The following is a 23,797-nucleotide window of genomic DNA, read 5'->3' on the forward strand; positions in this document are numbered from 1 at the left end:
TTTCCTCCGGAATGAAACGCGCTCTCTGTTAATAAGCTTCTCTTGTATAAGGGATCAAAATATCGTCAATTCTTTTCAGTTCTTCTTCTGAAAACTCCAAACAGTCCATAGCTTTCAGGTTATCATCGATCTGTGACAGCCGGCTGGCGCCAATGATCAGGGTGGAGACCTGCGTGCATCGGTAACACCAGGCAAGCGCCATCTGCGCAAGTGTCTGTCCGCGCTCCATAGCAATTTCATTAAGCAGCCTGGCCGTTTGCACCTTTTCTGCTGTCACCTGATCCCTGTTTAAGAAAACGCTCCTGCCCGCTGCCCGTGATCCCTCCTTTACTCCGTCAAAATACCGGTCCGTTAGGATTCCCTGGGCCAGGCACATGTATGCAGCAGCCCCCGTCCCATGCTTTTCCAGAACAGAAAACAGATTTCCCTCTGGCCTGCGCTCAAACATATTGTAATTCACCTGATGCACCAAGCAGTGGATTCCTCTGGCCTCCATGGCTGCCAGGATATTCTCCGTCAGCACCGAATCGTAGTTTGATATACCCACATACAGCGCCTTTCCGGACCGTACAATCTGCTCCAGCGCCTCGATAGTCTCCTCTATGGGAGTATTCCGGTCCGGCCTGTGATGGTAAAAAAGGTCCACATAATCCAGGCCGAGCCGCTTAAGACTGTTGTCGCAGGAAGCGATAAGATTCTTCTTAGCCCCCCATTCCCCATAAGGACCCGGCCAATGGCGGTAACCCGCCTTAGTGGCGATAAAGAGCTCGTCACGGTAAGCCGCCAGATCTTTTTGCACAATACGTCCAAAGCACTCCTCGGCGCTTCCCGGAGGCGGACCGTAATTATTTGCAATATCAAAATAGGTAATGCCTCTGTCAAATGCTCCCAGAACCATCTCTCTGGCGTTGCTGTAAAGGGACTCTTCGCCGAAATTATGCCACAGCCCCAGAGAAAGAAAAGGCAGCATCACACCGCTGTTTCCGCATCTTTTATATGGCATTTTGTCATATCTGTACTCACTGGCATTATACATAAATTCCTCTTTTCTGCGCTGTTTTCTGCAATAATCGTGATGCCGCTATAGGTCCGGCCCGCAGCGCGCGGTCCGGACCTATGCATGTATTTAAGCTCTCTCCACATACAATTCTTCGCCCGGAGCAGTTTTTACGCAGGCAATCCTGTCCGTTCCATTAAAACGCACCTTTCCCTCGCAGATTATCCGGTAAGTCCCCTCCCCATACGGATGATACAGTTTCAGATATCCGCCGGCTGTGGACAGAATCCGTATTGCTTTGGGCTGCCCGTGTTCCATCGAAGCTTCTACTGCAAAGCCTCCCTGGCACCATAGCCGAAAATGAATGTTCCAGTCATCCGGCACAGCCGCAAAGAGCTTGATCACCGGCTCTTTTCCCGGCGCCCCGCCGCCGGACTGGCACAGGGCAAGCTGGATTCCGGCCGCTACATTTCCAAGCCTCTGGGCACTGATGCAGTTTACCCCTTCCCGCACGGTCAGACGGTTTTCAAATTGTGCAATCCTGCCGGTATCATTGAAGTAGCAGTATTCTTCTGCCGCATTCACACAGTCAAGCTGGGCGTCTGCGATCTCAACCCATTCCCCGGCAAATCCATGGGCCGCATACATCCTGGCGGCGCCGGACATCTCGGATACCGTATAGCGGCTTACAACGCCATGCTTTCTTATCTGTGCTGTCAGAGTGTCCATGCTGATCCGATAGGTATCCGGGTCCACATCCTGCGTGGCGTAAGAAGAGAGATCAAAGTGATCACAGGGATACAGGCTGGCATTATGCCGGTCTTTATCAAGTATCGGTTCTCTGCCGTTGGACCACATGACGGGATCTCCCTCCTTAAGCTCACAGGTATCCCCCTCCATTGCTGTGGTGGGAAGCGGTGCCATGTCTTTTGCAAAACGTTTCCATTCATCCCATTGATCCCGATCCTCACCCAAAATACCCGCCGCCGTAAGCAGTACGGCCACCATGGCCCGCATACCGGCTACGTTTTCCATACCGTCGGTACATCCAAAATACGCTTCGCCTGTACAGGTCCGGTAGATATGGTATTTACCGTCCTCTCCTTTTTGGGTCAGCGGAAAGTTCATAAAGAATTTCGCCACACCTTTTATAATCGGATAGGCTTGTTCCCGCAGGAAGGTTTCATCCTTCGTATACAGATACTGCTTCCAAAAATTATATGCGATTGCCGCCTGGGAACCGAACATATAGGTGGTGGCGCCGTAGGGACCGCAGCCTCTCTCGTCATATACCACACGCCCATCCTCAAAATGTTCATAAAATTTGTAATTATATCTGGATTCGTGAGGCGCCTTCCGATCCACAAAATCGGCGAACTGATCGGACTTCTCTTCCCATGGCTTATTAAACAGATACAGCGCCCGCATCTCTTCGGCAATTTCCTCAGGCAGAACCTGGGGGCCGTTAAACCAGGTTACCTCCGGGATATACATACCGTCCGTGCCAAACTGCTGTCTGGCAGCGGTGGTACACGCTTCACTCATGCCCCCGTAAAAAGAAAACAGCGGCTCCATAAGTTCAAAATGCCCGGATGCCTGAACGGCGTTGTAATAAAGGCTTAAATTATTCCACCACTGCATGGTGCCCCAATTGCGGTAATCGCCGCAGGGTGAGAAAATCATACCGCCGAAATTCGGCGGATACTTGCCTCTGGAACTGGAATTCATGAGGTAAAAAAAGTATGTATAATGCAGCTCCAGTTTCTGGGCTGTTCCGTCCCTACTTTCCATCTGCACATAGGATTTATCCCAGAAATCCGCCCAGGCTTTTCTGTGGCGGATAAGCAGCCGTTCTTCTCCCTGTGCCGACGCTGCATCCGCTTTCTCCATTACTGTCCTTATGATATCCTCTTCTTCAGAGAAGGTGGACGCACTGACCATGTAAACCGTAAACTCCCTGGTCCCGGGCGCGATGCAGAGTCTCATCTGCGTCTCCTGAGGCTTTCCTATAACGGTGAACTCCCGGTTACCAATCTCCATGGACTCTCTGCCGCCCACCTCGTTATTCATTCGGAGGGTCACATCGCAGCCCTCTGCCCAAACAGCCAGCGCGCTGGCACAGTAATATCTGCTGCCTGTACGCTCATCCGTTTCCGTAAACTCCTGCTTTAGGACGACTGTGTCCGGCTTATTTTGTCCGGACCGTTTCTCCATGGTAAGTCTGGAAGCAGCCAGATTGCTTAAGACACGGTACTCGGAAGGGCGCATCATGTCTACCTTTACCTGTACGCTCCCGCAGTAATCCCTGTCGTCTTTTACCCGGACACAAAGCGCGCCGCTCTGTGCTTCCGCAAACACTCTGGCGCATACTCCGCGGCCCTGCACATTCGCACAGGCCTCATACAGTCCCAGGTGCTGTACGGTATCCTCTCCGAACACATCCTCTCCGTAATCTACGAAATCCACATCCACAAAACCCACACCATAACCGTAATCCGAATGTCTCCTGTTAAAACTGTTGGTATAGCTGTTTGCCGCAAACACATCACAGCGGTTTAGCGCAAATTTCAATGCAGAAGGGGACGAAAACAGCATGGCTCCCATCTGCCCGTCACCAATCGGAAAACCGCCCTCCCTGCGCTTTACAGTACCCCGGTAATGCAGATCCGCACGGGATACCAAATCTCTTCTATTTAATAGTTTCATGATCGTCTCCGTTTACTGTATATATTTTTCAGTTTCCTTCACTAAAAAGGGCTGCCGTATCTCAATGGTCATCCCTTTTTGGGGCCTGCCGGATATCCAGAGTCCATAGCTTTCTCCATATGCGAGCTTTAAGCGCCTGTGGACATTGGACAAACCGATCCCTCTTCCATTCTGTTCACCGTCGCTCACATACTCCATGCTGTTTACTTCCAATGACGGCCCCCTGCCATTGTCCGTCACATCCACAAGCAGCATATCCCCTTTCCGGAAAGCATGAATCCGTATAAAATGCTCCGGCTTGATTCCTTCTGCGAATGCATGCTTGAAAATATTTTCTACAATGGGCTGAAGACACAGGCGAAGCATGCTCGCTTCCCCGGCTTCACCCAGTTCGATCTGGAGCCTGGGCATTGCGCCCAGGCGGTATTCCTGGATCTTCAGATAATTTCTGACATGATTGATTTCCTCGGTGATCTTTACCGGCTCCATGGGATTTTGTACAGCATAGCGGAACATTTTGCTAAGTGCATCCGTTATGTCCTGTACCGCCTCCGTATCCTCCATAACAGAATACATGTTAACAGCTCCCAGAGTATTGTACAGAAAATGCGGGTTGATCTGAGTCTGCAGCGCCTTCATCTCCGCTCTGCTGCGCTCCATCTCGTTTTTCTGGTTTTCCAGCTGCGTGACATAGACGCTGCGAATCAGAAAAAAAGACAGTACAGAGGTGAGCAGGATGGCAATCAGCCCCGAAATCATAAAAGTCCTGCTCAAATTCCAGACAGACGCCCGATACAGACTCCTGGGCACCGCAGCCACCGCCGTCCAGCCGGTATAATCAGACTTCTGATAAATGTAGAGATTCCGATCCGACTCTTTCGGGCCTTCAAGAAAGCCGGCTTCCCCTGAAAGGGTTTCCGGAAGCACTTCTTTCTCCCAGCCTGCCGCCGGTGTTCCATACACGGCCCGCCCGTCTTCATCCAGCACCAGGATTCGGATGCGGCTTAGATCCTTGTTCTCCCAAATCTGATCCAGCTCCGTGCTGCGTATCGACATGAGGAAGTATCCCAATGCCCGCAGATCTTTATATGAATAAATATACCTTCCAATGGTCACAAAACCTCTGTCCACCTCATCTTCGCCCGTATTTGGCATAAAGATGGTGATCTGACCGCTTTTTTCAATTTTCTGCGCCAGTGCCATAGTCTCAGCAAGGGTAGTCTCTCTGTCGCTGGTATAGTAAAATCCATTATTTCCCATCACCTGAAAACTGCTGACGATAGACTGGTTCAAAAATAGCTCCACTGTCATCTGCTGATCCAGCCATGCAGACGCTGCGGCATACTCCACCTGGTTGAATTCTTTTTTATACAGGATATCCAGCAGATTCTCCTGAAGCAGCGCCGACATGGACAGATTGTCATATTCTTTAATCGTCCGGTCCATATCAAAGGTAATATCCTGAACGATCATCTTCCAGTACTCCAGATTGCTCTCCTGCATCTCCCGGCTGTTTCTGCGGATTCCTGCAATGCTGATCACCAGGATGGGGATCAGGGCGATCAGAGCCAATCCTATCGCGAACAGACTTATCTCTCTTTTTCCTTTCAGTACATTTATCACGTGCCCAGTCCCCTTTCCTCCCGAAACTGCGCAGGTGTTTTTCCATAGAATTTTTTAAATATACTGCTGAAATGAGAATAATCCGTATATCCGACCTGAGCCGCTACCTGCGTTACCGTTCTGGATGGAATACACAGCAGCTTCCTCGCGGCCTCCATCCGGATTTCCGTTCTGTAGTCCACAAATTTTTTTCCCGTTTTCTCTTTAAATGCAGCGCTGAAATGAGACGCGGAAAAGCCAAGAAGCCTGCAGAGTTCCTCCTGGCTTATGGCCGGATCCTTCATAAGATATGTCCGTACCGATTCCAACAGGCCGTGCTGCCGGCGATTTGTAACTGTTTCATAAAGTATCTCCAGGTTTTCTTCAAAACAGTGCTCTTCAAAAATATCCCACGGAATCTCCTCGTTCATCTCGTCAGAAACCTTGGATGCCGCGCCTAAGAGGATCTCATTGAGTATTTTGCTGTCACTGTTACCACTCTTTAGCAGTTCTCTTTTTATTTCCCTGACCACCCTCATACAGGCGTCCTTATCCTGATCCCAGAGCGCCTGTGCCAGGCCTGTCACTAAGCCGTCCATCTGTTTGTACTTTATACGCGGTCCGTCCTCTTCCCGCCTTCGTATTACATCCTTTAGAACCCCGATCAGTTTTTTCTGTGAGACCGGTTTTAATATATAGTTGGATACGCCGTATTGTATAGCAGTCTGCGCGTACTTAAAGTCATCGTAACCTGAGAGAATCACGATCGCAGGGTGCATTTTCTGTTCCCTTATGCTCCTGCAGAGCATAAGGCCGTCCATGCGCGGCATACGTATATCGGTAATCACAATATCATAAGTATCGTGCAGCAGAATCTCCATTGCCTGGCATCCGTCCACCGCCTCCGCTATTTTTCCGATACAGAAATCGGATTTCTGCAGTATGGCATGTATCCCGCGGCGAAAAACCAGTTCATCATCAACGATCAGAATTTTGTACACGGCGTATCCCTTCTGCTGTCAGAGGCCTGCAGCGCCTCTGACAGCGGCTTTATATTTTACTTTTGATAATCCCCCCGGAACTTTACAGTGCCGTTGTTATACTGCTCTGTAGCTTCTGCAATGACTTCTGTGCCGCCGCGGTCCATCCACTCCTGCACAAAATCATCAAAATCATCCAGCGATGCTGTTCCGATCATTACTTTAGAGGCATAGTTGATAAACAGCTCCTGCTTATCCTCCTCTACAGACAGCTCCGGATGTTCCACAATGCTCTGCAGATTGATTGGCTGGATATAAGCCAGAGTATCGTCCTTTGCTTTTGTATCATAATACTCCAAAACCTGATCTCCCCCGGGCTGTGCTGAAATAGTCACCCTCCCAATGCCGGCGTCCTTGACTCTGCGCAAAAACTGCGGAATCACATCATATGGGTTCGGCGAATAATCGGGCAGTGACAGATTCACGCTGCCATCCTCGTTCACGGTATAAAACTCTCCCTCAATACCGTAGGACAGGAATCTCTGCAATTCCTCATCAGGCTCCAGCATCTTATCAAAAAATTTGATGATCTCTTCGGGATGCTCACATTCTGCATTGATGTAATGTACATTGGCAGTCGGCGTAAACGCAGCATACCCGTGAGCTCCTCCGTTGGGGTTTAACGGAGATGCAGCGCAGACCCACATTCCGTCCGGCACGTTTTCCCGCAGGGAGGTGCTGTATCCCGGCACTGCGGATATATTCACCACCATCATGCCCACATCGCCGGCGGCCGCTTTCTGGTCACGGACCGTTGCGTTATTGGTCAGGCTCTCCGGATCGATCAGTCCCTCATCGTACAGCTTTTTATAGAATGCCAGCGCTTCCTTCATTTCCGGCAGGAGATATGCCGGAACCACCTGCCCTTCATCGTTGAGCTGCCAGGTGGTCGGAACCACGCCGTATGCTGCAAAAAAGGTCTCGCTGTACTTGAATTTTTCTCTTCCAATAAAAGGATATTTCACTCCCGCATCCTTAAATGCAACCAGCACATTATAGAACTCGTCAAGTGTTTCCGGAATATCCAGATTCAGTTTATCCAGCAAATCCTTACGGATTACAGTGCATCTTCTGGCGGGATTGCTGATAAAATCACCGATGCCGTAAATATGACCGTCTTCGCCTCTAAGTTCATCCCATACGGCTTCAGGGACCTGTTCCATCATGTTGGGAGCATACTCGGCCAGCAGGTCATCCAGAGGCAGAAACAAGCCGTTTTCAATGGCTCCGGACATCACCGAGGTATAAGGCAGATCACCGGAAATCACATCCGGGAAATCACCCTGCGCGAGCATCATGCCAAGCTTCTCTGTAAAGCCGTCATGCTGGATCAGGGAAATGTTGAGATCCACCCCCATCTTTTCCTCAAATGCCAGGACATGCTCATCCGTATTGATATCCGGACACTTCTGCACCCAGGAAACGCCGGCCCGCAGCCCGATGTCAATCACGGGCACTTCGGCATCAGATCCTGCCTGCTGATCCTTTGCATTACTTTCTGCCTGTGCAGTCGGCTGTGCAGTCGGCTGTACGGCATCTACGTTGTTGTTTGCACATCCTGCCAATGCGGATAATGCCATCATGGCGGATAATGCCATCACAATAATTTTGCTTGCCTGCTTTTTCTTCATAAATACCTTCCTTTCTCCTTCTCAGAGTTCATTTTCATTAACAACCGTTTTATCCCTTGATCGAACCGATCGTCATCCCTTTTACAAAATACCTCTGTAAGAAGGGATATATACACAGTACCGGGAGGGCAGCTACAATGATCGTTGTCATTTTCAAGGCCTGTGTGGATGTTCCGGTGGTCACCAGGTTCAGGCTTTCCACCGCGTTGGAATCCAGGACAATCGACTTGATTCTTAGCTGCAGCGTATATAAATTGCGGTCGTTAATCAGATATAAGGGCGTTGTATAGCTGTTCCAATAGCCTACACCGTACATTAAGCCTACAGTAGCCAGGACCGGCTTGGAAATTGGCAGGATAATCTGCATCAGCGTTCTCATCTCTCCACAGCCGTCCACCTTCGCGGCATCAATCAGAGCCGGTGATACCTCTGTGAAGAAGGACCGTACAATAATAATATTATAGGTACTTAAAGCCGATGGCAAGATCAATGTCATAAAGTTATCATACAGTCCGTAGGATCTCATCGTCAGATACCAGGGAATGAGCGGTGCGTTGAAGATGAATACGATCAAAATCATCACATTACAGAATTTTCTAAGCTTAAATTCCATCCTGGACAAGGGATAGGCGAATGTCACGGTAAGGAATAGGCTGAACGCCGTTCCGACCGCTGTCATCAGAGCCGATAGTCCCACAGATTTTATGATGCTTTTGTCCAGCAGCACAGTTTTATAGTTCTCAAAATTTAACCCTATGGGCCAGAAGGTAACCTTGCCCGAATCCACCGGACCGGAAGCGCTTAAAGATACAGCCAGCATGTTGATGTAGGGAAGCACCGCCACCAATCCGATCGCTCCCAGAAGGAGAAGGTTGGATACATTAAATATTCTGTCCGGCAGAGAACGTTTAATTTTTTTTCTGTTCATTGTAAACTCTCCTATATTTTTTTACTGTTTCCATGACCCAGACGATGCGGTCCGGATCGGTTTCTGCCGGAAGTGTGCAATCCGCACCGATCATCATGCCGTTTTCATCGTTTTCTTCCAGCCACTTTGCGGTGAAAGCTTCCACTTCCTCTCTGGTGCCGGAGCAGAGCACACCCCCTGGCCTGTTGTCGAAGCCTCCCAACACACAGCGTCCGCCAAAGAATTTCTTGCCTTCTTTTAAACCCATCTCCTCTATATATACAGCCCAGTTGATCACTTTTGCCGGGTAATCCTTCCATACTTCAATCCGGTTTTTCTTACCTGCCCATCCGCAGCAGTGCAGGATGTTGTTTTCACTGTATGTATTGGCGGCTGTAAGCACCGCCAGATCGCCCGGCGTCACATATTTGCGGTATTCTTCAAAGGTAAAACGGCAATTTTCTGCGTTCTGTACACAGTAATAGATGCCGTCACAGCCCGCCTCTTCAATCAGAAGTCTGCACAGCAGGGACGCGTCCTTGGCAATCACGGAAAGCGCATGGAGAACCGCTTCCGGATCCTGTTTCAAATGGCTCATCAGCAGACTGTCCGAAGTCCCGAAACGGAAAATAGACATTGGATTATATACGGTGTAGAATGTATAGCATTCCCCGTTCAAACGTTCAACAATCCTCTTTGCCCTGTCCACCTGCCCGCGGATATAGGGATGGCTCCCACCCAGCGGCTTCATCTTATACCAATCCTTGGGCTCTCTGATTTCAGGGATAATCGGATTGGGATAATCGAAATAGCCGTCACACATGATCTTTATAAAATCCGTATCACACCTGCGGTAGAAATCCAGATGGTCGTCTACACACTTGCTGTCCGTCTTCATATCCACCGGAAAATGGAACCAGAATCCCACCGGCGGGCGGTCCACCGGCATATTGTTCATCGCATTTAACACACTCTCTTTTTTTGTCATTACAGCGTACTCCTAATTTATAATTTTATTTGCGCCTGCATGCGGTCCAGATCTATACCATCAAGCGCTATCATACTCATGGCATATATTTTTAAAGCCTTTGCCAGGGAAGCTATGTTCAGCCCCTCGTCCGGCTGATGGGCACCGCCATGCTGCGGCTGAAAAAGATGGCAGTTTTTCTCTTCTTCAGTCTTTGGCATACCGCCAACGCCATATGCAAACGCACTGGGCAGTTTCTTCGCATAGGTTCCTCCGCCCATCACAAAGGGCTTCGTCTCCAATCCCATAATTTCATTGTAAACTCCTGTCAAAAGGTCTACGGCCGGATGTTCCTTCGGAAAATAGCTCGGACCGCTTCCTCCGGTACGTTCCCATCGGCATCCATGACGGCCGCAGAACAGTTCCAGCCCTCTTTGAATCTGCTCTTCACTGTCCGTTACAGGATAGCGTATGTTAAAGATAAGCTGCACATGTCCTTCCTTCACGCGGAGCACTGTTCCTGCACAGGTCAGTTTTCCGGACACTTCATCCTCATAGGATATGCCCGCAGCCTCGCCGTAATAATCCTGATTGGCCTCTGCAAACGGCTGAAGGATATGGCTGTCCTCTTCGCTTAGTACCTTTTCAGACAGCAAGCCTTTGATCAGACGCTGTATCGCATTTTGACCGCCTTTCGGAAAAGCGCTGTGGGCCGATATCCCATGGGCCGTTATTGTGGTCAGTCCGGCTTCTGTATGCACTTCAAAGCCTTCCGGCAGTGTTTTTGCCCTTCGGGCAGCACGGTCCCCCTTCAGCACAGCCACCGCCTTGTCCGGTATGATATTGCCCGCAGTACCTCCTGTAAGCTCCACCACCTCCCCGCTTAAAGTTTTTAAGGAAATCATTCTGCCTTCCAGTATTCCCTTTTCTCCGTAGCAGACAGGAAATCCGCTGTCGGCAATGATGGACATGGCGGGCGTTTCGTAATGCGCACAGTAATATTCCAGATCCGACATTCCCCGCTCTTCGTCACAGCCTACAAACAGGCACAGGCGGTATTTTGTCGTTATGTTCAGTTCCTTTAAGCAGCGCATGAGATAGAGCATACCCACGGCGGGCCCTTTGTTGTCCTGCGCTCCTCTGCCGATGATATATCCGTCTTTGATCACACCTTCAAACGGACCGTATTCCCAGTTATCACCCGCCGGCACAACATCCAGATGGTTCCACATCCCGACAGTGTTTTCTGGAGATCCATCATCCAGCCAGAGTGCTCCCACATAGTTCTCATAATTTTTAGTCTTAAAACCGTATTCATTACCGATTTTAAGCATTTCTTCCAATGCAGCCCGGCAGCCTGGCCCAAACGGCTTGATATCGGAATCGGGATCGGATATGCTTGGAATTTTCACCAGTCTCACGATATCCCGTGTCATCTCGTCAACATGCTCATCCATCCAGCAGCTGATTTTTTTATATAATACCTGATCCAACGCCTTCCACCTTCCTAGCAGCCATGCATACTGGCTTTTCCCACATTTTATATGATGGACTGTTTTGTAGTCTTCTTGCTGAATGCATTCGCCAGGAACAGAAGAGCGATTCCAATCACCGATTTAAACAGGCCGACTGCTGTGGCATAGCTATACTGCAGATTCTGCAAGCCATACCGGTAAACAAAGGTATCAAATACATCGATTCTGTCCTGGTTCATACTGTTCATAAATGAATTCGTCTTCTCAAATCCTATCTCCATAAAATTCCCGATTTTCAACAGCAGCATGGTCATGATAATGGGCAGTATAGTCGGCAGCGTAATATGCAGTATCCGCTTGAAACGGTTTGCTCCATCGATTTCCGCCGCCTCATACAGCGCCGGGTCTATGCCGGAGATAGCAGCCAGATAAACAATGGAACTCCATCCCATCCCTTTCCAGATACTCGCGAGCACCATGATTCCACGTATATGTTTTTCACTTGCCATATAGTAGACTGAATCCAATCCCATCATCTGTCTCACATTATTAACAATGCCGGTGTTGGGAGAAAGCAGAGTGGTGAAGATGCCGCCAACGATCACCCATGAAAGGAAATGCGGCACATACACCGCTGTCTGTACCGCCTTCTTATATTTCGCATTCCGCACTTCGTTCATAAGGAGAGCCAGAAAGATAGGTATGGGAAAGACAATCAGTACGTCATAAGCGCCCAGAATCGCCGTATTGCGAAAAATCTGTCCGAACTCTGGAAATCGAAAAAAATGTGCAAAATGCTTCAACCCCACGAATTTGCTGCCCCAAATGCCCTTGTAAATGTCGTAATCCATAAACGCAATGACCGATCCTGCCAATGGCACATATTTAAACATTATGAACCAGATGATCCCCGGCAGTGCCATCAGATACAGCCCCTTGTGCCTTCGCATGCTGTACCACAGGCTCCTTTTGCTATTTACATCGGCCAGCGCTGCTTTCTCCTTTTTCATTATTCTACCTCCTGCTGATTAGTTCCCTTTTTTCTTTGATAGGCTCATTATAGATCGGGGGGATTTTTTCAGATAGGGAATTTTTTATGGTTATCGGGGGATTTTTTATTACATAGGAGAGTTCGGAGAACTTTCCTATGTAATAAAAAAAACGGACCGAAAACTTCGGTCCGCCAAGGAAATAGATGATTAACTTATTCGGTTCTCTGCGAGATGGCTGCGCCGCAGCTGGCCGCAGGCGCCTTGTATATCGCTGCCCATTTCTCTTCTTACAGTTGCGTTTATTCCGTTTTTTTCTAGCGTATTTTTAAACGCTTCGATTTCCTCATGGGAGGAACGCCTGTATTCCCGTTCCTTTATGGGATTTACAGGAATCAGATTCACATGGCAGTTTTTGCCCTTTAAAAGTCTGGACAGCTCCTCCGCCTCGTTCGTATTGTCATTGACACCTTTGACCAGGCTGTATTCAAAGCTGATCCGCCGTCCTGTCTCGGTAAAGTACGCGTCACACGCCTCAAGCACCTCTTCTAAAGGATATTTTCTGGCAATGGGCATCAGTTCCCTGCGCTTTTCATCGTTGGGCGCGTGCAGGGACAGCGCCAGTGTGATCGGGAGATTTTCCTTTGCGAGGCGGTAGATCTGAGGAACCAGCCCACAAGTGGATACAGTTATATTCCTAAGACTGATATGAAGCCCCTTCTCACTGCTGATCAGATGAAGGAAGCGAATCAGGTTCTCATAGTTGTCCAGCGGCTCTCCGGTCCCCATCACCACGATATTGGAAACCCGCTCCTTCGTATCCGTCTGTATCCGGTAAATCTGCTCAAGCATCTCCGATGCCGTGAGTCCGCGTTCCAGGCCGTCCAGAGTGGACGCACAAAAACGGCAGCCCATCCGGCAGCCGACCTGGCTGGAGATGCAGACGCTGTTGCCGTGCTTATACTGCATCCAAACGCTTTCAATGATGTTGCCGTCCGGCAGTTCGTATAAATATTTACGGGTTCCGTCAATCGCTGAAATACGCACATCCGCCTGCTTTAAGGTGATGAGCTGATAATTCTCTTCCAGCTTTCTTCGAAGATCCCTGGATAAGTTGGTCATGCTCTCAAAATCCGGGGCCATTTTTTCATGAAGCCACTGAAAAATCTGACCCGCACGAAAAGAAGGCTCTTTCAGCCTTCCCAGTTCTTCTGTCAGTTCCTCTAATGTCATGGACCGGATATCCGGCTTTTCTTTCTCCATATATGTTCTCTTTTCCGCACCGCGATGCGGTGCATAAAGCGTTCTATCTCCTGACGGCTGCAATGCGGTGCTAAATTCTCTCCATCACCGCGATAAAAAAGCCGTCGCTGTCTGACTGACCGGGCAGCATGGCGACTGCCCCTTCCGGTGTGATGCATTCCTTCATTGCTTCCGGAAGAAGTCCGTCCTGTCTGACAGGTTTAAACGGAAACTGTTCCAGAAACCACCGTACATTGTCCTGATTCTCCGCCCGATTCACCGTGCAGGTGCTGTAGACAATTCTTCCGCCAGGCTTTACATAGGTCCAGACAGCGGACAGAATTTCCCGCTGAAGCGAGACGAGTTCTTTTAACTGTCCGGGTGTGATCCTGTATTTGATCTCCGGCTTGCGCCCGATCACGCCGAGCCCGGAACAGGGCAGGTCTGCGATCACCACGTCCGCCTTCTCCTTAAGAGCAGGATCCGCAATCCGCGCGTCCCATTCCCTGACGCCGATATTGGTAAATCCGGTTCTCTCGATATTTTCCTTTATCATGGCCGTTTTATCTGCAGTTAGATCCCTGGAGTCCACAAAACCGCTGCCACCTAGCAGATCCGCCGCACACAGGCTTTTGCCCCCCGGCGCAGCGCAGCAATCGACACAGTATCCTCCTTTCGGGGGATCAGCTGCAAGGCCTGCCAGAATCGATCCGGTATCCTGGATCTGTATATAGCCCTTCTGAAAGCACTTAAGCCGGTCAATGCGGTCGTACTCCACGAGGCGGATGGCGGACGGAATATAGGGATCAGCGACTGCGCACACCTTCTCCGCCGCCAGCATTTCCAGTATATCCTCTCTGGAAGCAAGGCTTAGATTACATCTGGCCACAGTCTGGCTCGGCTTAAGAAACGCGGCGAGCATCGCTTCGGTCCGTTCTCTGCCCAGTTCTTTCTCCCATTTGACCGCGAGCCATTCCGGCATAGAATAGCGTATGGACGCATAATGGCCAAAATCGCTGTCATCCGGCCATTCTACCGTGTCCCTGCCGCGCAGGAGCGCCCGCAGGACACCGTTAACATAACCCTTGAGCCCTGTGAGCCCTTTACTGTCCATCAGCGCTGCAGCCTCGTTTAGGACGGCGCGGTCCGGCACGCTGTCCATATACAGAATCTGATAGACGGACATGCGCAGGACCGTCCTTACTGCCGGCTTCAGCTTATCTATCTTCATTTTGGAAAACCGGGACAGCATCCAGTCCAGTTCCAAAAGGTGATTCAGCGTGCCATGAACCAGACGGCCCGCAAATGCGCGTTCCTGCCTGGTCATATCCGGGTTTTGGTTCAGGGTATCCCGCAGTACGATATGGGAAAAGGCATCCTTTTCCAGCACCTCATACAGGATGCGGTAAGCCGCCGCTCTGGATCTGGATGGCTTAGTCATCTCTTCCGCGCCCTCCAAACAGCAGGAACAGACGGAGCAGCTGCAGGATCGAGGCCGCTGCGCTGGCCACATAGGTGAGTGCGGCGGCTGTCAGGACCTTTCGTGTATGCTTGAGCTCATCTTCATAGAGTATTCCCTCACTGCCAAGAAGCTTCATCGCCCTGCCGGAGGCATTGAGCTCCACCGGCAGCGTGATCAGCTGAAACAGCACCACCGCGGAAAACAGGATGATGCCCAGCTGGATAAACAGGTTGCTGCTCTGGGAATTAAAAAACAAAAGGCCGATCAGAATCAGCGGCCAGCACAGCGTGGACCCAAGGTTCGCCACGGGTACGAGAGCGCCTCTGATTGTGAGGGGCATATAATTCTGGGCATGCTGGATCGCATGACCGCACTCATGAGCCGCCACGCCGATCGCGGCCACGGAGTCCGAACCGTATACGGATTCAGAAAGGCGCAGCACCTTGCTGCGGGGATCATAGTGATCCGTCAGATTGCCCGCAACCCTCTCCACCGTCACATCATAGATTCCCTGGCTTCTAAGCAGCGCTTCCGCCGCCGCTCTGCCGGTCATCCCGCTCATACTTCTCACATGAGAATACTTGGCATATGTGGACCGAACCTTCAGCGATGCCAGCAGGCAGATCACGCTGCCGATAATCACCAGGTAGTAGGTAGGGTCCCAGTAAAATCCATAAAACATCGACATATCTCCTTTCAACTGTCATCAGCCGAAGGCTGATGACCTACGCACACTTCAGTGTGCTTCTATCCATAACTTATTTTACGGTTTCTTTCAATATAAAATCCGTATCCGCATCAGCCCAGCACCGTATGAATCGGAAGCTTGTGCCCGCGCAGAAAGGCCAGCGCATCCATGCGCTTCTTTCCCTCCAGCTGCAGCTGTCTGACTTCCAGAATACCCTGTCCTGTCTGAATCAGAATACCGGTGAATGAAGTGCCGGTAATTTCTCCCGGCTGACCCTCACAGCCGCCTTCTATAACCGCCGCCTCCCATATCTTCAGCGTTTTGCCGTTTAAGGAGGTGTATGCGCTGGGCCACGGGTTTAAACCGCGCACCATGCGTTCCAGCTCTGCCGCCGGCCGGTTCCAATCTATTAGGCCGGAAGCTTTGGAAAGCATGCCTGTATGGCTGATCTCGCCTGTCTGGGGCGTGCGTTTTACGGTCCCCTCTTCCAGAGCCTTCAGGGTCTCAAGAAGAAGCGGTCCGCCGGCCTTGGACAGCTTCTCAAACAGGCTGCCTCCTGTCTCATCCTCTGCAATCGGTATCACCGTCTGCAGAAGGATATCTCCGGTATCAATTCCTTCCGCCATATACATCGTAGTTACGCCGGTCTGCGTTTCTCCGTCTAAAATTGCCTGCTGGATCGGCGCGGCCCCGCGGTATTTCGGAAGCAGCGACGCGTGGACATTGATGCAGCCGTATACAGGCAGATCCAAAATTGTCTTCGGAAGAATCCTTCCGTATGCCGCAACAATAATTACATCTGGCTTCAGGCTTTCAAGCAGCTCAAGGAAACCGGCATCCTTCACCTTAACAGGCTGATAGACGGGCAGGCCGTAGGCCAGCGCCTTCTCCTTAACAGGAGGAAACTGGAGCGCCCCGCTGCGGCCTTTGGGCTTGTCAGGCTGTGTGATCACCGCCGCCACCTCATGTCCGCCCTCTACCAGGGCTTCCAGCGCAGGGACGGCAAAATCGGGAGTTCCCATAAATATTGCACGCATATGATTCCCCATTTCTCATTTAATATTAAATCAAAATCAGCGCAGGTATAATATCTGACGATATTATACCATCTACATCTCCCAAATGGAGGGTTTTCACATAAAGTTTATATTTTTTTATTGTTTTAACCCATATTCGGCTGCTGCTTATATACAGTATACGCAGATTCTGCGCTATGATTATTCCGCAGGTACGTTTTCGGCTTCTTCCTCCATGACCGGGACATCTTCCAGCTCTCCCTCTTTCACATCCACATACAGGATGCCGTCGAGGTGGTCGCATTCATGGCATATGGCTCTCGCGAGAAGCTCTGTGCCTTCCACCTCAAACGGCTGCATATCCTCATCGAGCGCCTTCACCTTTACATAGTTCGGGCGTCTGACCAACGCCCGTTTTTCCGGAACGCTTAAGCAGCCTTCCATATCCAGCTGCTCCCCGTCCCTTGTAAGGATCTCGGGATTGATCATCACGATCGGGCCTTCTCCCACATCGATGACCACAATGCGCTTTAGTACCCCGACCTGCACGGCCGCTAAGCCCACTCCGTCCGCTTCATACATGGTTTCCAGCATATCTTCAATCAGCCGGCGGGTACGGAATGTCATATCCTTAACAGGCTTGCTGACCTTTCTTAACACTTCATCACCGATTACTCTTATATTGCGTGTTGACATCGCTCATAAATCCTTTCTCATTCTTTTGTCTTCTCCGACGGTTATCATCGGAAATCATATTGTATCATAACATCTTTTTGGTAATCTGTACATTCCAAAAATTGCTCCAGATGCCGGCGTACCGCAATGAGGAGGGAAATATCCCTGTGTTTGAGATAAAGCATCTGATAATACTGATCCTTGATTTTGCCCACATATGGGGAGGCCGGGCCGATCACCCTAAGCATCTGCTCTGCAAAGCAGCGTTTTATCTCAGCCAAAACGGCATCGGCAGCCCCTTTGGCCCTGTCCTCGCATCCCGAACAGAGGCATATATTCATCATACAGGCCGCTGGGGGATACTGCATCAGCTCCCGGTAGGCCATCTCCTCCCGGTAAAAGCCCTCATAATCCTGGGCTGCCGCGCATCGGACTGCGTAATGCTCCGGGCTGTAGGTCTGAATCACCACTTCTCCCGGCGTCTCATCCCTGCCCGCCCTGCCCGCCGCTTGGGTGAGCAGCTGGAAGGTGCGCTCGCAGGCCGTATAATCTTCCGAATACAGGGAAAGGTCGGCCGCCAGCACACCCACCAGCGTGACTTTTGGGAAATCATGGCCCTTGACAATCATCTGTGTGCCGATCAGGATATCCGCTTCCTCGTTAGCGAAGGCCGACAGGATCTTCTCATGCCCGTCCTTCCCTGAAGTCGTGTCCAGATCCATCCGAAGGACCCTGGCCTCCGGAAAATACTGCTTTACCATGGTCTCCACACGCTCTGTCCCGGTGCCGAATCCTGCGATATAGGGTGAACCGCATTTCGGACATTTCTTCGGCAGGGGCTCTTCATATCCGCAGTAATGACAGACCAGCCGGCCGTTTTTATGGGCCTTTAAAGAAACGTCACAGTGCGGACACTTTAAGGGCTCGCCGCATTCTCTGCAGGAAACAAATCCGGCATAGCCTCTGCGGTTTAAAAACAGGATGGTCTGCTCTCTTTTTTGGAGACGGTCCTGAATCAGCGTAAACAGCTGACGGCTGAAAATGGATTTGTTGCCGGCCTTAAGCTCCTCCCTTAGATCCACCACATCTACATGGGCCAGGCTGCTGCGGGCTTTTGCCCTCTCCGTGAGGGTAAACAGCCTGTAGTCCCCATTTATAGCATGGTAATAGCTTTCCACCGACGGCGTGGCCGATCCTAAAACCACGCTGGCGCCGCACATTTCGGCGCGTCGGACGGCCACCTCCCTGGCGTGGTATCTGGGCGTTGTCTCACTCTTGTACGCATTTTCATGTTCTTCATCTATAATAATCAGCCCCAGATGTTCAAACGGCGTGAACAGCGCCGAGCGCGGCCCGATCATGATGCTGATCTCGCCCTTTTTAGCCCGGACAAACTGGTCGTAGCGCTCCCCCTGGGACAGCCTTGAATTCATGATGGATACCTTTCCGCCAAATCTGCGGTAGAACCGCATGACGGTCTGGTAGGTGAGCGCGATCTCCGGTATCAGCACGATCGCCTGGCGGCCCCGGCTTAAAACATCGGCAATCATCTCCATATAGACTTCCGTCTTGCCGCTGCCGGTCACCCCATGGATCAGATACGTCCTGTGCACTTCATGTCTTAGATCCTCCGCAAATGACTGCAGGATGCTTTGCTGGCCTTCGTTCAAAGGCACTCTGGCCTCACTCACACCCGTATCCTTTACAGGATTTCGTAAGATAATCTCTGAAAACTCCGTCACTATGTTTTGTTCCGTAAAATATTTTATGGTGGCCGCGCTGATATTGAGCTTTTCGGTCACTACGTTCTTAGGGAGCACAGGATCCGCAAGCAGCGCTTCCAAAAGCCTCGCCCGCGCCCGCTGGTTTTTTTTACTCTGACAGACGGCAAGCAGCGCTTTTGCCTCCGTTTCCGGCACGGCGAGCTTCAGATAGCTCTTTTCTTTGGAACGGATCTTCTGACGGATCGGAATGACCGTCTTTAATGCCTGTATCATGGTGGAACCGTACCGGTTCCGAATCCAGTCCGCCAGCTGTATCAGCTGGCTTTCCACAGCCACACCGTTTTCTGCGATCTGTGTAATTTCTTTTATGCGGCTGGGATCAAAAGAGACACGGTCGGTAATTTCAAGCACATATCCGGCAATCTGCCGGTTCCCCTTGCCGAAGGGGATAAGCACCTGCATTCCTGGCTTAAGCCTGTCCCTTAAGCTGTCCGGGACCCGGTACTGAAAAAACCGGTCCAGACTTTCGTGGGATATGTCCACCACCACATTGGCAAACAGCGTTTGAGGCATTTGCTCACTCCTTTTGCTATTTCAGGTTGAAAAACCCCATGTGTCCCATGGGGTTTTTGAATCAGATATTCTGCAGCACAACCGCCTCGACGCAGTTGTTCAGAAGCATCGCGATGGTCATCGGTCCGACTCCGCCCGGCACCGGGGTGATCGCAGAGGTATGCTCCGCCACATCCTCAAAATCCACGTCACCGCAGAGCTTATTGTTCTCACCGCGGTGCATGCCCACATCGATCACAACCGCGCCTTCCTTCACATACTCATGGGTGATAAACCGGGGTTTGCCCATGGCTACCACGAGTATATCCGCCCTTTTCGCAACCTCTTTCAGATTTACGGTGCGCGAATGCGCTACGGTCACCGTGCCGTTTTCACGCAGGAGCAACATGGCCATCGGTTTTCCCACAATGTTGCTCCTTCCGATCACCACGCATTCCTTTCCGTAGATCTCTACTCCGGAACGCTTTAAGAGCTGTATGATGCCCGCAGGCGTGCAGGATACAAAGCCGGGCTCTCCGATGCTGAGCGCGCCCACATTCATCGCATGAAAACCGTCCACATCCTTCTTAGGATCGATGTTCTTTAAAATCACATCCTCATCGATATGGCCGGGCAGCGGAAGCTGTACCAGGATCCCGTTCACATCCGCCCTGCCGTTTAATTCCCGCACGAGCCCAAGCAGTTCTTCCTGTGTGGTATCCTGCGGCATTTCATAGGCGAGGGAACGGATTCCCACGTACTCACATGCCTTTCTCTTGTTCCTTACATAAACCGTGGACGCGGGATCATTTCCCACCTGAATCACCGCAAGGGTAATTTCGATTCCCCGCTCCTTATAAGCGGCCACTTTTTCCTTCAGTTCTTCCTTGATCTGCTTTGAGATCTCTTTTCCATCAATTATCTTTGTCATCTGCACACTCCTCCAGAGCCTTGCGCACCTCTTCCTGATCGGAAAAATGATGCCTGACCCCCTGTATCTCCTGATAATCCTCATGTCCCTTGCCGATAATCACGATCATATCGCCTTTCTGCGCATGGGAAATCGCATAGCGGATCGCTTCCCGCCGGTCCGGAATCTCCAGATAGCTGCCGTCTGTTTTTGCCAGACCGGTCTTTATATCGTTTAAAATATCCTCCACACGCTCATATCTGGAATTATCCGCAGTGATGATGGACAGATCCGCCATTCTGCCACCGATCTCCCCCATATCATAGCGGCGCAGACGGGAACGGTTGCCGCCGCATCCGAACAGGCAGACCAGCCGTTTGGGATGGTATTCCTTAAGGGTGGTCAGAAGGCTCTCCATGCTCACGGCATTATGCGCGTAATCCACGATCACGGAAAATTCATCCGAGGCGTAGACTAACTCCATTCTCCCGTTAATGGAGAGATGCTCCAGCGCGTGGCAGATGGTTTCCGGCGGAAGGCTGAAATTCAGGCAGACACTTATGGCCGCCAGAGCGTTGTATACATTAAACAGGCCCGGAATATTTACCTTCACATCCATATCTGCGCTGCCGGCGGTTTCAAATTCAATTCCCATAAAGCTGCCCTCAGCCAGATAATGGATCCTTTCCGCTTTCAGCTGTGCCGCCCGCTCCACCCCAAAGGTGTGCAGGTCACAGCTATGCCCCTCTATAATTTCCTCATAGTGGCTGTCATCCCGGTTCACATAGCCGTGACGGCAGATCTGCAGAAGCTTCCGTTTCCAGGAGAGATAGTCCGCAAAATCCTTGTGCTCATTCTCTCCGATATGATCCGGCGTGATATTGGTGAAGATTCCGTAGTCAAACTGCATGCCGGCAACACGGTCCATCATGATGCCCTGGGAGGATACCTCCATCACCAGATATTCGCAGCCGCCATCCGCCATCATCCGGAAATACTTCTGCAGCTCATAGGATTCGGGCGTTGTATTGTTCGTCTCGTAGTATTCCCCGCCGATCAGCGCTCCAATCGTGCCGATCAGCCCCACTTTTTTCCCGCAGGCCTCCAGGATGGCCTTAATCATAAAGGAAGTAGTGGTTTTTCCCTTGGTGCCGGTCACTCCGATGGTCGTCATCCTGGCGGCGGGATGGCCGAAAAAGGCTGCGGATAGAAGGGAAAGGGCCTCTCTGGCCCTCGCCACCCGGATCACCGTCACATCCTTTGGTACCTCCACATCCCGCTCCACCGCAACGGCCTTAACGCCCTTTTGTATGACTTCAGGCAGAAAGCTGTGGGCATCGGTCCTGGTTCCGCTGATGCAGACAAACAGATCCCCCGGCCCTGCCTTTCTGGAATCGTATACGATATCGTGGATATTAGTATCTGTGGTACCCTGCAGGCATTTGTAGTCCATATTTTCAAGTAAGGTACTAAGGGTCATGGTATCCTCCATTCTGTTATTCGTTTAAAACAATCCGGTAATCCGGCCGTCTGCATCCACATCGATGCCGTTGGCGGCAGGCTTTTTAGGCAGTCCTGGCATTGTCATGATCGCTCCGGTGATCGCCACAACAAACCCGGCTCCCGCGCTCACGTAAACATCCCGCACATTCACCGTAAAGCCGCTTGGCCGTCCCAGCTTTGTCGGATCATCCGACAGAGAGTACTGGGTTTTCGCCATGCATACCGGCAGACCGCCAAATCCCAGTCCGGCCAGATTCTGCAGTGTCTTTTTTGCTGCGGGGCTGTAGGTAACTTTGTCGGCTCCGTAGATTTCTCTGGCGATGGTATCGATCTTGTCCTCCAGCTTCATATCCAGCGGATAGATCGGACAGTAATGGCTTTCTTTTGTTTCCAGCGTCTTAAGCACCTTCTCTGCCAGGGCGACGCCGCCCTCTCCGCCTTTAGCCCACACCTCGGACAGGGCGAACTCACAGCCTCTTTCTTCGCAGAAATCCCGGATGAACTGATATTCTCTCTCCGTATCCGTCAGGAAGGAGTTGAGCGTCACCACCACCGGCACGCCGTATTTCTGCAGGTTTTCTATATGCTTTTCCAGATTGCAGATACCTTTTTTCAGAGCCTCCAGGTTTTCTTCAGACAGCTGATCCTTCGGCACCCCACCGTTGTATTTCAGCGCCCTCACCGTGGCCACCAGCACCACCGCGTCGGGTTTAAGGCCCGCCATCCGGCATTTGATGTCCAGGAATTTCTCTGCGCCTAAATCCGCGCCGAAGCCTGCCTCGGTGATCACGATATCCGCCAGCTTTAAGGCTGTCTTGGTGGCGCGCACACTGTTGCAGCCATGTGCGATGTTGGCAAAAGGCCCGCCATGCACCAGGGCGCCGCTGTGCTCCAGCGTTTGGATCAGGTTCGGTTTCAGCGCGTCCTTTAACAGGGCCGCCATGGCACCAACCGCCTCCAGCTGCGCGGCGGTCACAGGTTCTCCGTTATAATTATACGCGACGATAATCCGTCCCAGACGTTCTTTCAAATCTTCCATATCTTCGGCCAGGCAGAGGATCGCCATGATCTCCGATGCCACCGTGATGACAAAATGGTCCTCTCTCACCACTCCGTCCGCCTTGGAACCCAGACCCACCACAATATTGCGAAGCGCCCGGTCATTCATATCCACGCAGCGTTTCCAGACCACCTGCCTCGTATCGATTCTCAGAGCGTTTCCCTGCTGGATATGGTTATCCAGAAGGGCCGCCAGAAGGTTGTTAGCGGATGTAATCGCATGGAAATCGCCGGTGAAATGAAGGTTTAAATCCTCCATGGGTACCACCTGCGCATAGCCGCCGCCGGCCGCTCCGCCTTTGATGCCAAAGCACGGGCCCAATGACGGCTCCCTAAGGGCCAGCATCGCCTTTTTGCCCATTTTGGCAAAGGCTTCTCCCAGGCCGATGCTCGTGGTGGTTTTGCCTTCTCCGGCCGGAGTGGGATTGATGGCCGTCACCAGCACCAGTTTTCCGTCCGGACGGTCCTTGATCTCATTCCAGAGCTCATCTGTGATCTTCGCCTTGTACTTGCCGTACAGCTCCAGGTCATCTTCAGCGATGCCATAGGCCGCCGCCACTTCACGGATCGGGATCAGCCGGGCCTCCTGGGCGATTTCAATATCTGTTTTCATGTGTATAGCCTCCTCATCTTAATTTATCTTTTTCATTCT

The 23,797-nt window shown here is 51.2% G+C and carries 18 protein-coding genes; all 18 read right to left on the reverse strand.

Annotated elements, in window-relative coordinates:
- Positions 1–28: 28 nt before the first annotated feature.
- Entirely contained in the window at positions 29–1,036 is a 1,008-nt protein-coding gene (locus DWZ56_RS20695) for an aldo/keto reductase (RefSeq protein ID WP_118558505.1), read from the reverse strand.
- 90 nt (positions 1,037–1,126) lie between these two features.
- Positions 1,127–3,703 carry a glycosyl hydrolase family 95 catalytic domain-containing protein gene (locus tag DWZ56_RS20700; RefSeq protein WP_118558506.1) on the reverse strand — a complete coding sequence of 859 codons (2,577 nt, stop codon included), beginning with the start codon at positions 3,701–3,703 and terminating at the stop codon, positions 1,127–1,129.
- A 12-nt stretch (positions 3,704–3,715) separates the two neighbouring features.
- Positions 3,716–5,326, reverse strand: a complete 1,611-nt coding sequence (locus DWZ56_RS20705; RefSeq protein ID WP_118558507.1) for a sensor histidine kinase — start codon at positions 5,324–5,326, stop codon at positions 3,716–3,718.
- Entirely contained in the window at positions 5,323–6,306 is a 984-nt protein-coding gene (locus DWZ56_RS20710; protein WP_118558508.1) for a response regulator transcription factor, read from the reverse strand. Before DWZ56_RS20710 ends, DWZ56_RS20705 begins: the two co-directional genes overlap by 4 nt.
- A gap of 56 nt (positions 6,307–6,362) precedes the next feature.
- Complete coding sequence (locus DWZ56_RS20715) at positions 6,363–7,976, reverse strand: extracellular solute-binding protein (RefSeq protein WP_118558509.1); 1,614 nt, start codon at positions 7,974–7,976, stop codon at positions 6,363–6,365.
- A 49-nt stretch (positions 7,977–8,025) separates the two neighbouring features.
- Positions 8,026–8,904 (reverse strand): carbohydrate ABC transporter permease, encoded by an 879-nt coding sequence (locus tag DWZ56_RS20720; RefSeq protein ID WP_118558510.1) that lies wholly within the window; start codon positions 8,902–8,904, stop codon positions 8,026–8,028.
- Positions 8,885–9,871 (reverse strand): uroporphyrinogen decarboxylase family protein, encoded by a 987-nt coding sequence (locus tag DWZ56_RS20725; protein WP_118558511.1) that lies wholly within the window; start codon positions 9,869–9,871, stop codon positions 8,885–8,887. The genes DWZ56_RS20720 and DWZ56_RS20725 overlap by 20 nt, the downstream gene beginning before the upstream one ends.
- A gap of 17 nt (positions 9,872–9,888) precedes the next feature.
- A complete protein-coding gene (locus DWZ56_RS20730) occupies positions 9,889–11,343 on the reverse strand; it encodes a Sapep family Mn(2+)-dependent dipeptidase (RefSeq protein WP_118558512.1) in 1,455 nt (484 codons plus the stop codon).
- A 47-nt stretch (positions 11,344–11,390) separates the two neighbouring features.
- A complete protein-coding gene (locus DWZ56_RS20735; protein WP_118558513.1) occupies positions 11,391–12,335 on the reverse strand; it encodes an ABC transporter permease in 945 nt (314 codons plus the stop codon).
- Positions 12,336–12,524: 189 nt separating this feature from the next.
- A complete protein-coding gene (gene rlmN / locus DWZ56_RS20740; protein ID WP_118558514.1) occupies positions 12,525–13,577 on the reverse strand; it encodes a 23S rRNA (adenine(2503)-C(2))-methyltransferase RlmN in 1,053 nt (350 codons plus the stop codon).
- Between the two features lie 70 nt (positions 13,578–13,647).
- Entirely contained in the window at positions 13,648–14,997 is a 1,350-nt protein-coding gene (gene rsmB / locus DWZ56_RS20745; RefSeq protein WP_118558515.1) for a 16S rRNA (cytosine(967)-C(5))-methyltransferase RsmB, read from the reverse strand.
- Entirely contained in the window at positions 14,990–15,700 is a 711-nt protein-coding gene (locus tag DWZ56_RS20750; RefSeq protein WP_118558516.1) for a zinc metallopeptidase, read from the reverse strand. Before DWZ56_RS20750 ends, rsmB begins: the two co-directional genes overlap by 8 nt.
- Before the next feature lie 116 nt (positions 15,701–15,816).
- Complete coding sequence (fmt, locus tag DWZ56_RS20755) at positions 15,817–16,743, reverse strand: methionyl-tRNA formyltransferase (RefSeq protein ID WP_118558517.1); 927 nt, start codon at positions 16,741–16,743, stop codon at positions 15,817–15,819.
- Positions 16,744–16,923: 180 nt separating this feature from the next.
- Positions 16,924–17,418, reverse strand: a complete 495-nt coding sequence (gene def / locus DWZ56_RS20760) for a peptide deformylase (RefSeq protein ID WP_118558518.1) — start codon at positions 17,416–17,418, stop codon at positions 16,924–16,926.
- Positions 17,419–17,462: 44 nt separating this feature from the next.
- Complete coding sequence (priA, locus tag DWZ56_RS20765; protein WP_243095402.1) at positions 17,463–19,694, reverse strand: replication restart helicase PriA; 2,232 nt, start codon at positions 19,692–19,694, stop codon at positions 17,463–17,465.
- A gap of 61 nt (positions 19,695–19,755) precedes the next feature.
- A complete protein-coding gene (folD, locus tag DWZ56_RS20770) occupies positions 19,756–20,604 on the reverse strand; it encodes a bifunctional methylenetetrahydrofolate dehydrogenase/methenyltetrahydrofolate cyclohydrolase FolD (RefSeq protein ID WP_118558519.1) in 849 nt (282 codons plus the stop codon).
- Positions 20,588–22,063: a UDP-N-acetylmuramoyl-L-alanyl-D-glutamate--2,6-diaminopimelate ligase gene (locus DWZ56_RS20775; protein WP_118558520.1), complete on the reverse strand. Its 1,476-nt coding sequence runs from the start codon at positions 22,061–22,063 to the stop codon at positions 20,588–20,590. The genes folD and DWZ56_RS20775 overlap by 17 nt, the downstream gene beginning before the upstream one ends.
- Positions 22,064–22,087: 24 nt before the next feature.
- The gene (locus tag DWZ56_RS20780; protein ID WP_118558521.1) at positions 22,088–23,758 is read right to left on the reverse strand and encodes a formate--tetrahydrofolate ligase; all 1,671 of its coding nucleotides are present in this window, start codon (positions 23,756–23,758) and stop codon (positions 22,088–22,090) included.
- Positions 23,759–23,797 lie beyond the last annotated feature (39 nt).

It is taken from the genome of Lachnotalea sp. AF33-28, assembly GCF_003477885.1.
Classification (GTDB): Bacteria; Bacillota; Clostridia; order Lachnospirales; family Lachnospiraceae; genus AF33-28.

Coding starts and splice junctions, on each gene's coding strand:
- DWZ56_RS20695 (WP_118558505.1), bottom strand. CDS start 1,036: ATGTATAATGCCAGTGAGTACAGATATGACAAAATGCCATATAAAAGA.
- DWZ56_RS20700 (WP_118558506.1), bottom strand. CDS start 3,703: ATGAAACTATTAAATAGAAGAGATTTGGTATCCCGTGCGGATCTGCAT.
- DWZ56_RS20715 (WP_118558509.1), bottom strand. CDS start 7,976: ATGAAGAAAAAGCAGGCAAGCAAAATTATTGTGATGGCATTATCCGCC.
- DWZ56_RS20720 (WP_118558510.1), bottom strand. CDS start 8,904: ATGAACAGAAAAAAAATTAAACGTTCTCTGCCGGACAGAATATTTAAT.
- DWZ56_RS20725 (WP_118558511.1), bottom strand. CDS start 9,871: ATGACAAAAAAAGAGAGTGTGTTAAATGCGATGAACAATATGCCGGTG.
- DWZ56_RS20735 (WP_118558513.1), bottom strand. CDS start 12,335: ATGAAAAAGGAGAAAGCAGCGCTGGCCGATGTAAATAGCAAAAGGAGC.
- rlmN (WP_118558514.1), bottom strand. CDS start 13,577: ATGGAGAAAGAAAAGCCGGATATCCGGTCCATGACATTAGAGGAACTG.
- rsmB (WP_118558515.1), bottom strand. CDS start 14,997: ATGACTAAGCCATCCAGATCCAGAGCGGCGGCTTACCGCATCCTGTAT.
- DWZ56_RS20750 (WP_118558516.1), bottom strand. CDS start 15,700: ATGTTTTATGGATTTTACTGGGACCCTACCTACTACCTGGTGATTATC.
- fmt (WP_118558517.1), bottom strand. CDS start 16,743: ATGCGTGCAATATTTATGGGAACTCCCGATTTTGCCGTCCCTGCGCTG.
- def (WP_118558518.1), bottom strand. CDS start 17,418: ATGTCAACACGCAATATAAGAGTAATCGGTGATGAAGTGTTAAGAAAG.
- priA (WP_243095402.1), bottom strand. CDS start 19,694: ATGCCTCAAACGCTGTTTGCCAATGTGGTGGTGGACATATCCCACGAA.
- folD (WP_118558519.1), bottom strand. CDS start 20,604: ATGACAAAGATAATTGATGGAAAAGAGATCTCAAAGCAGATCAAGGAA.
- DWZ56_RS20775 (WP_118558520.1), bottom strand. CDS start 22,063: ATGACCCTTAGTACCTTACTTGAAAATATGGACTACAAATGCCTGCAG.
- DWZ56_RS20780 (WP_118558521.1), bottom strand. CDS start 23,758: ATGAAAACAGATATTGAAATCGCCCAGGAGGCCCGGCTGATCCCGATC.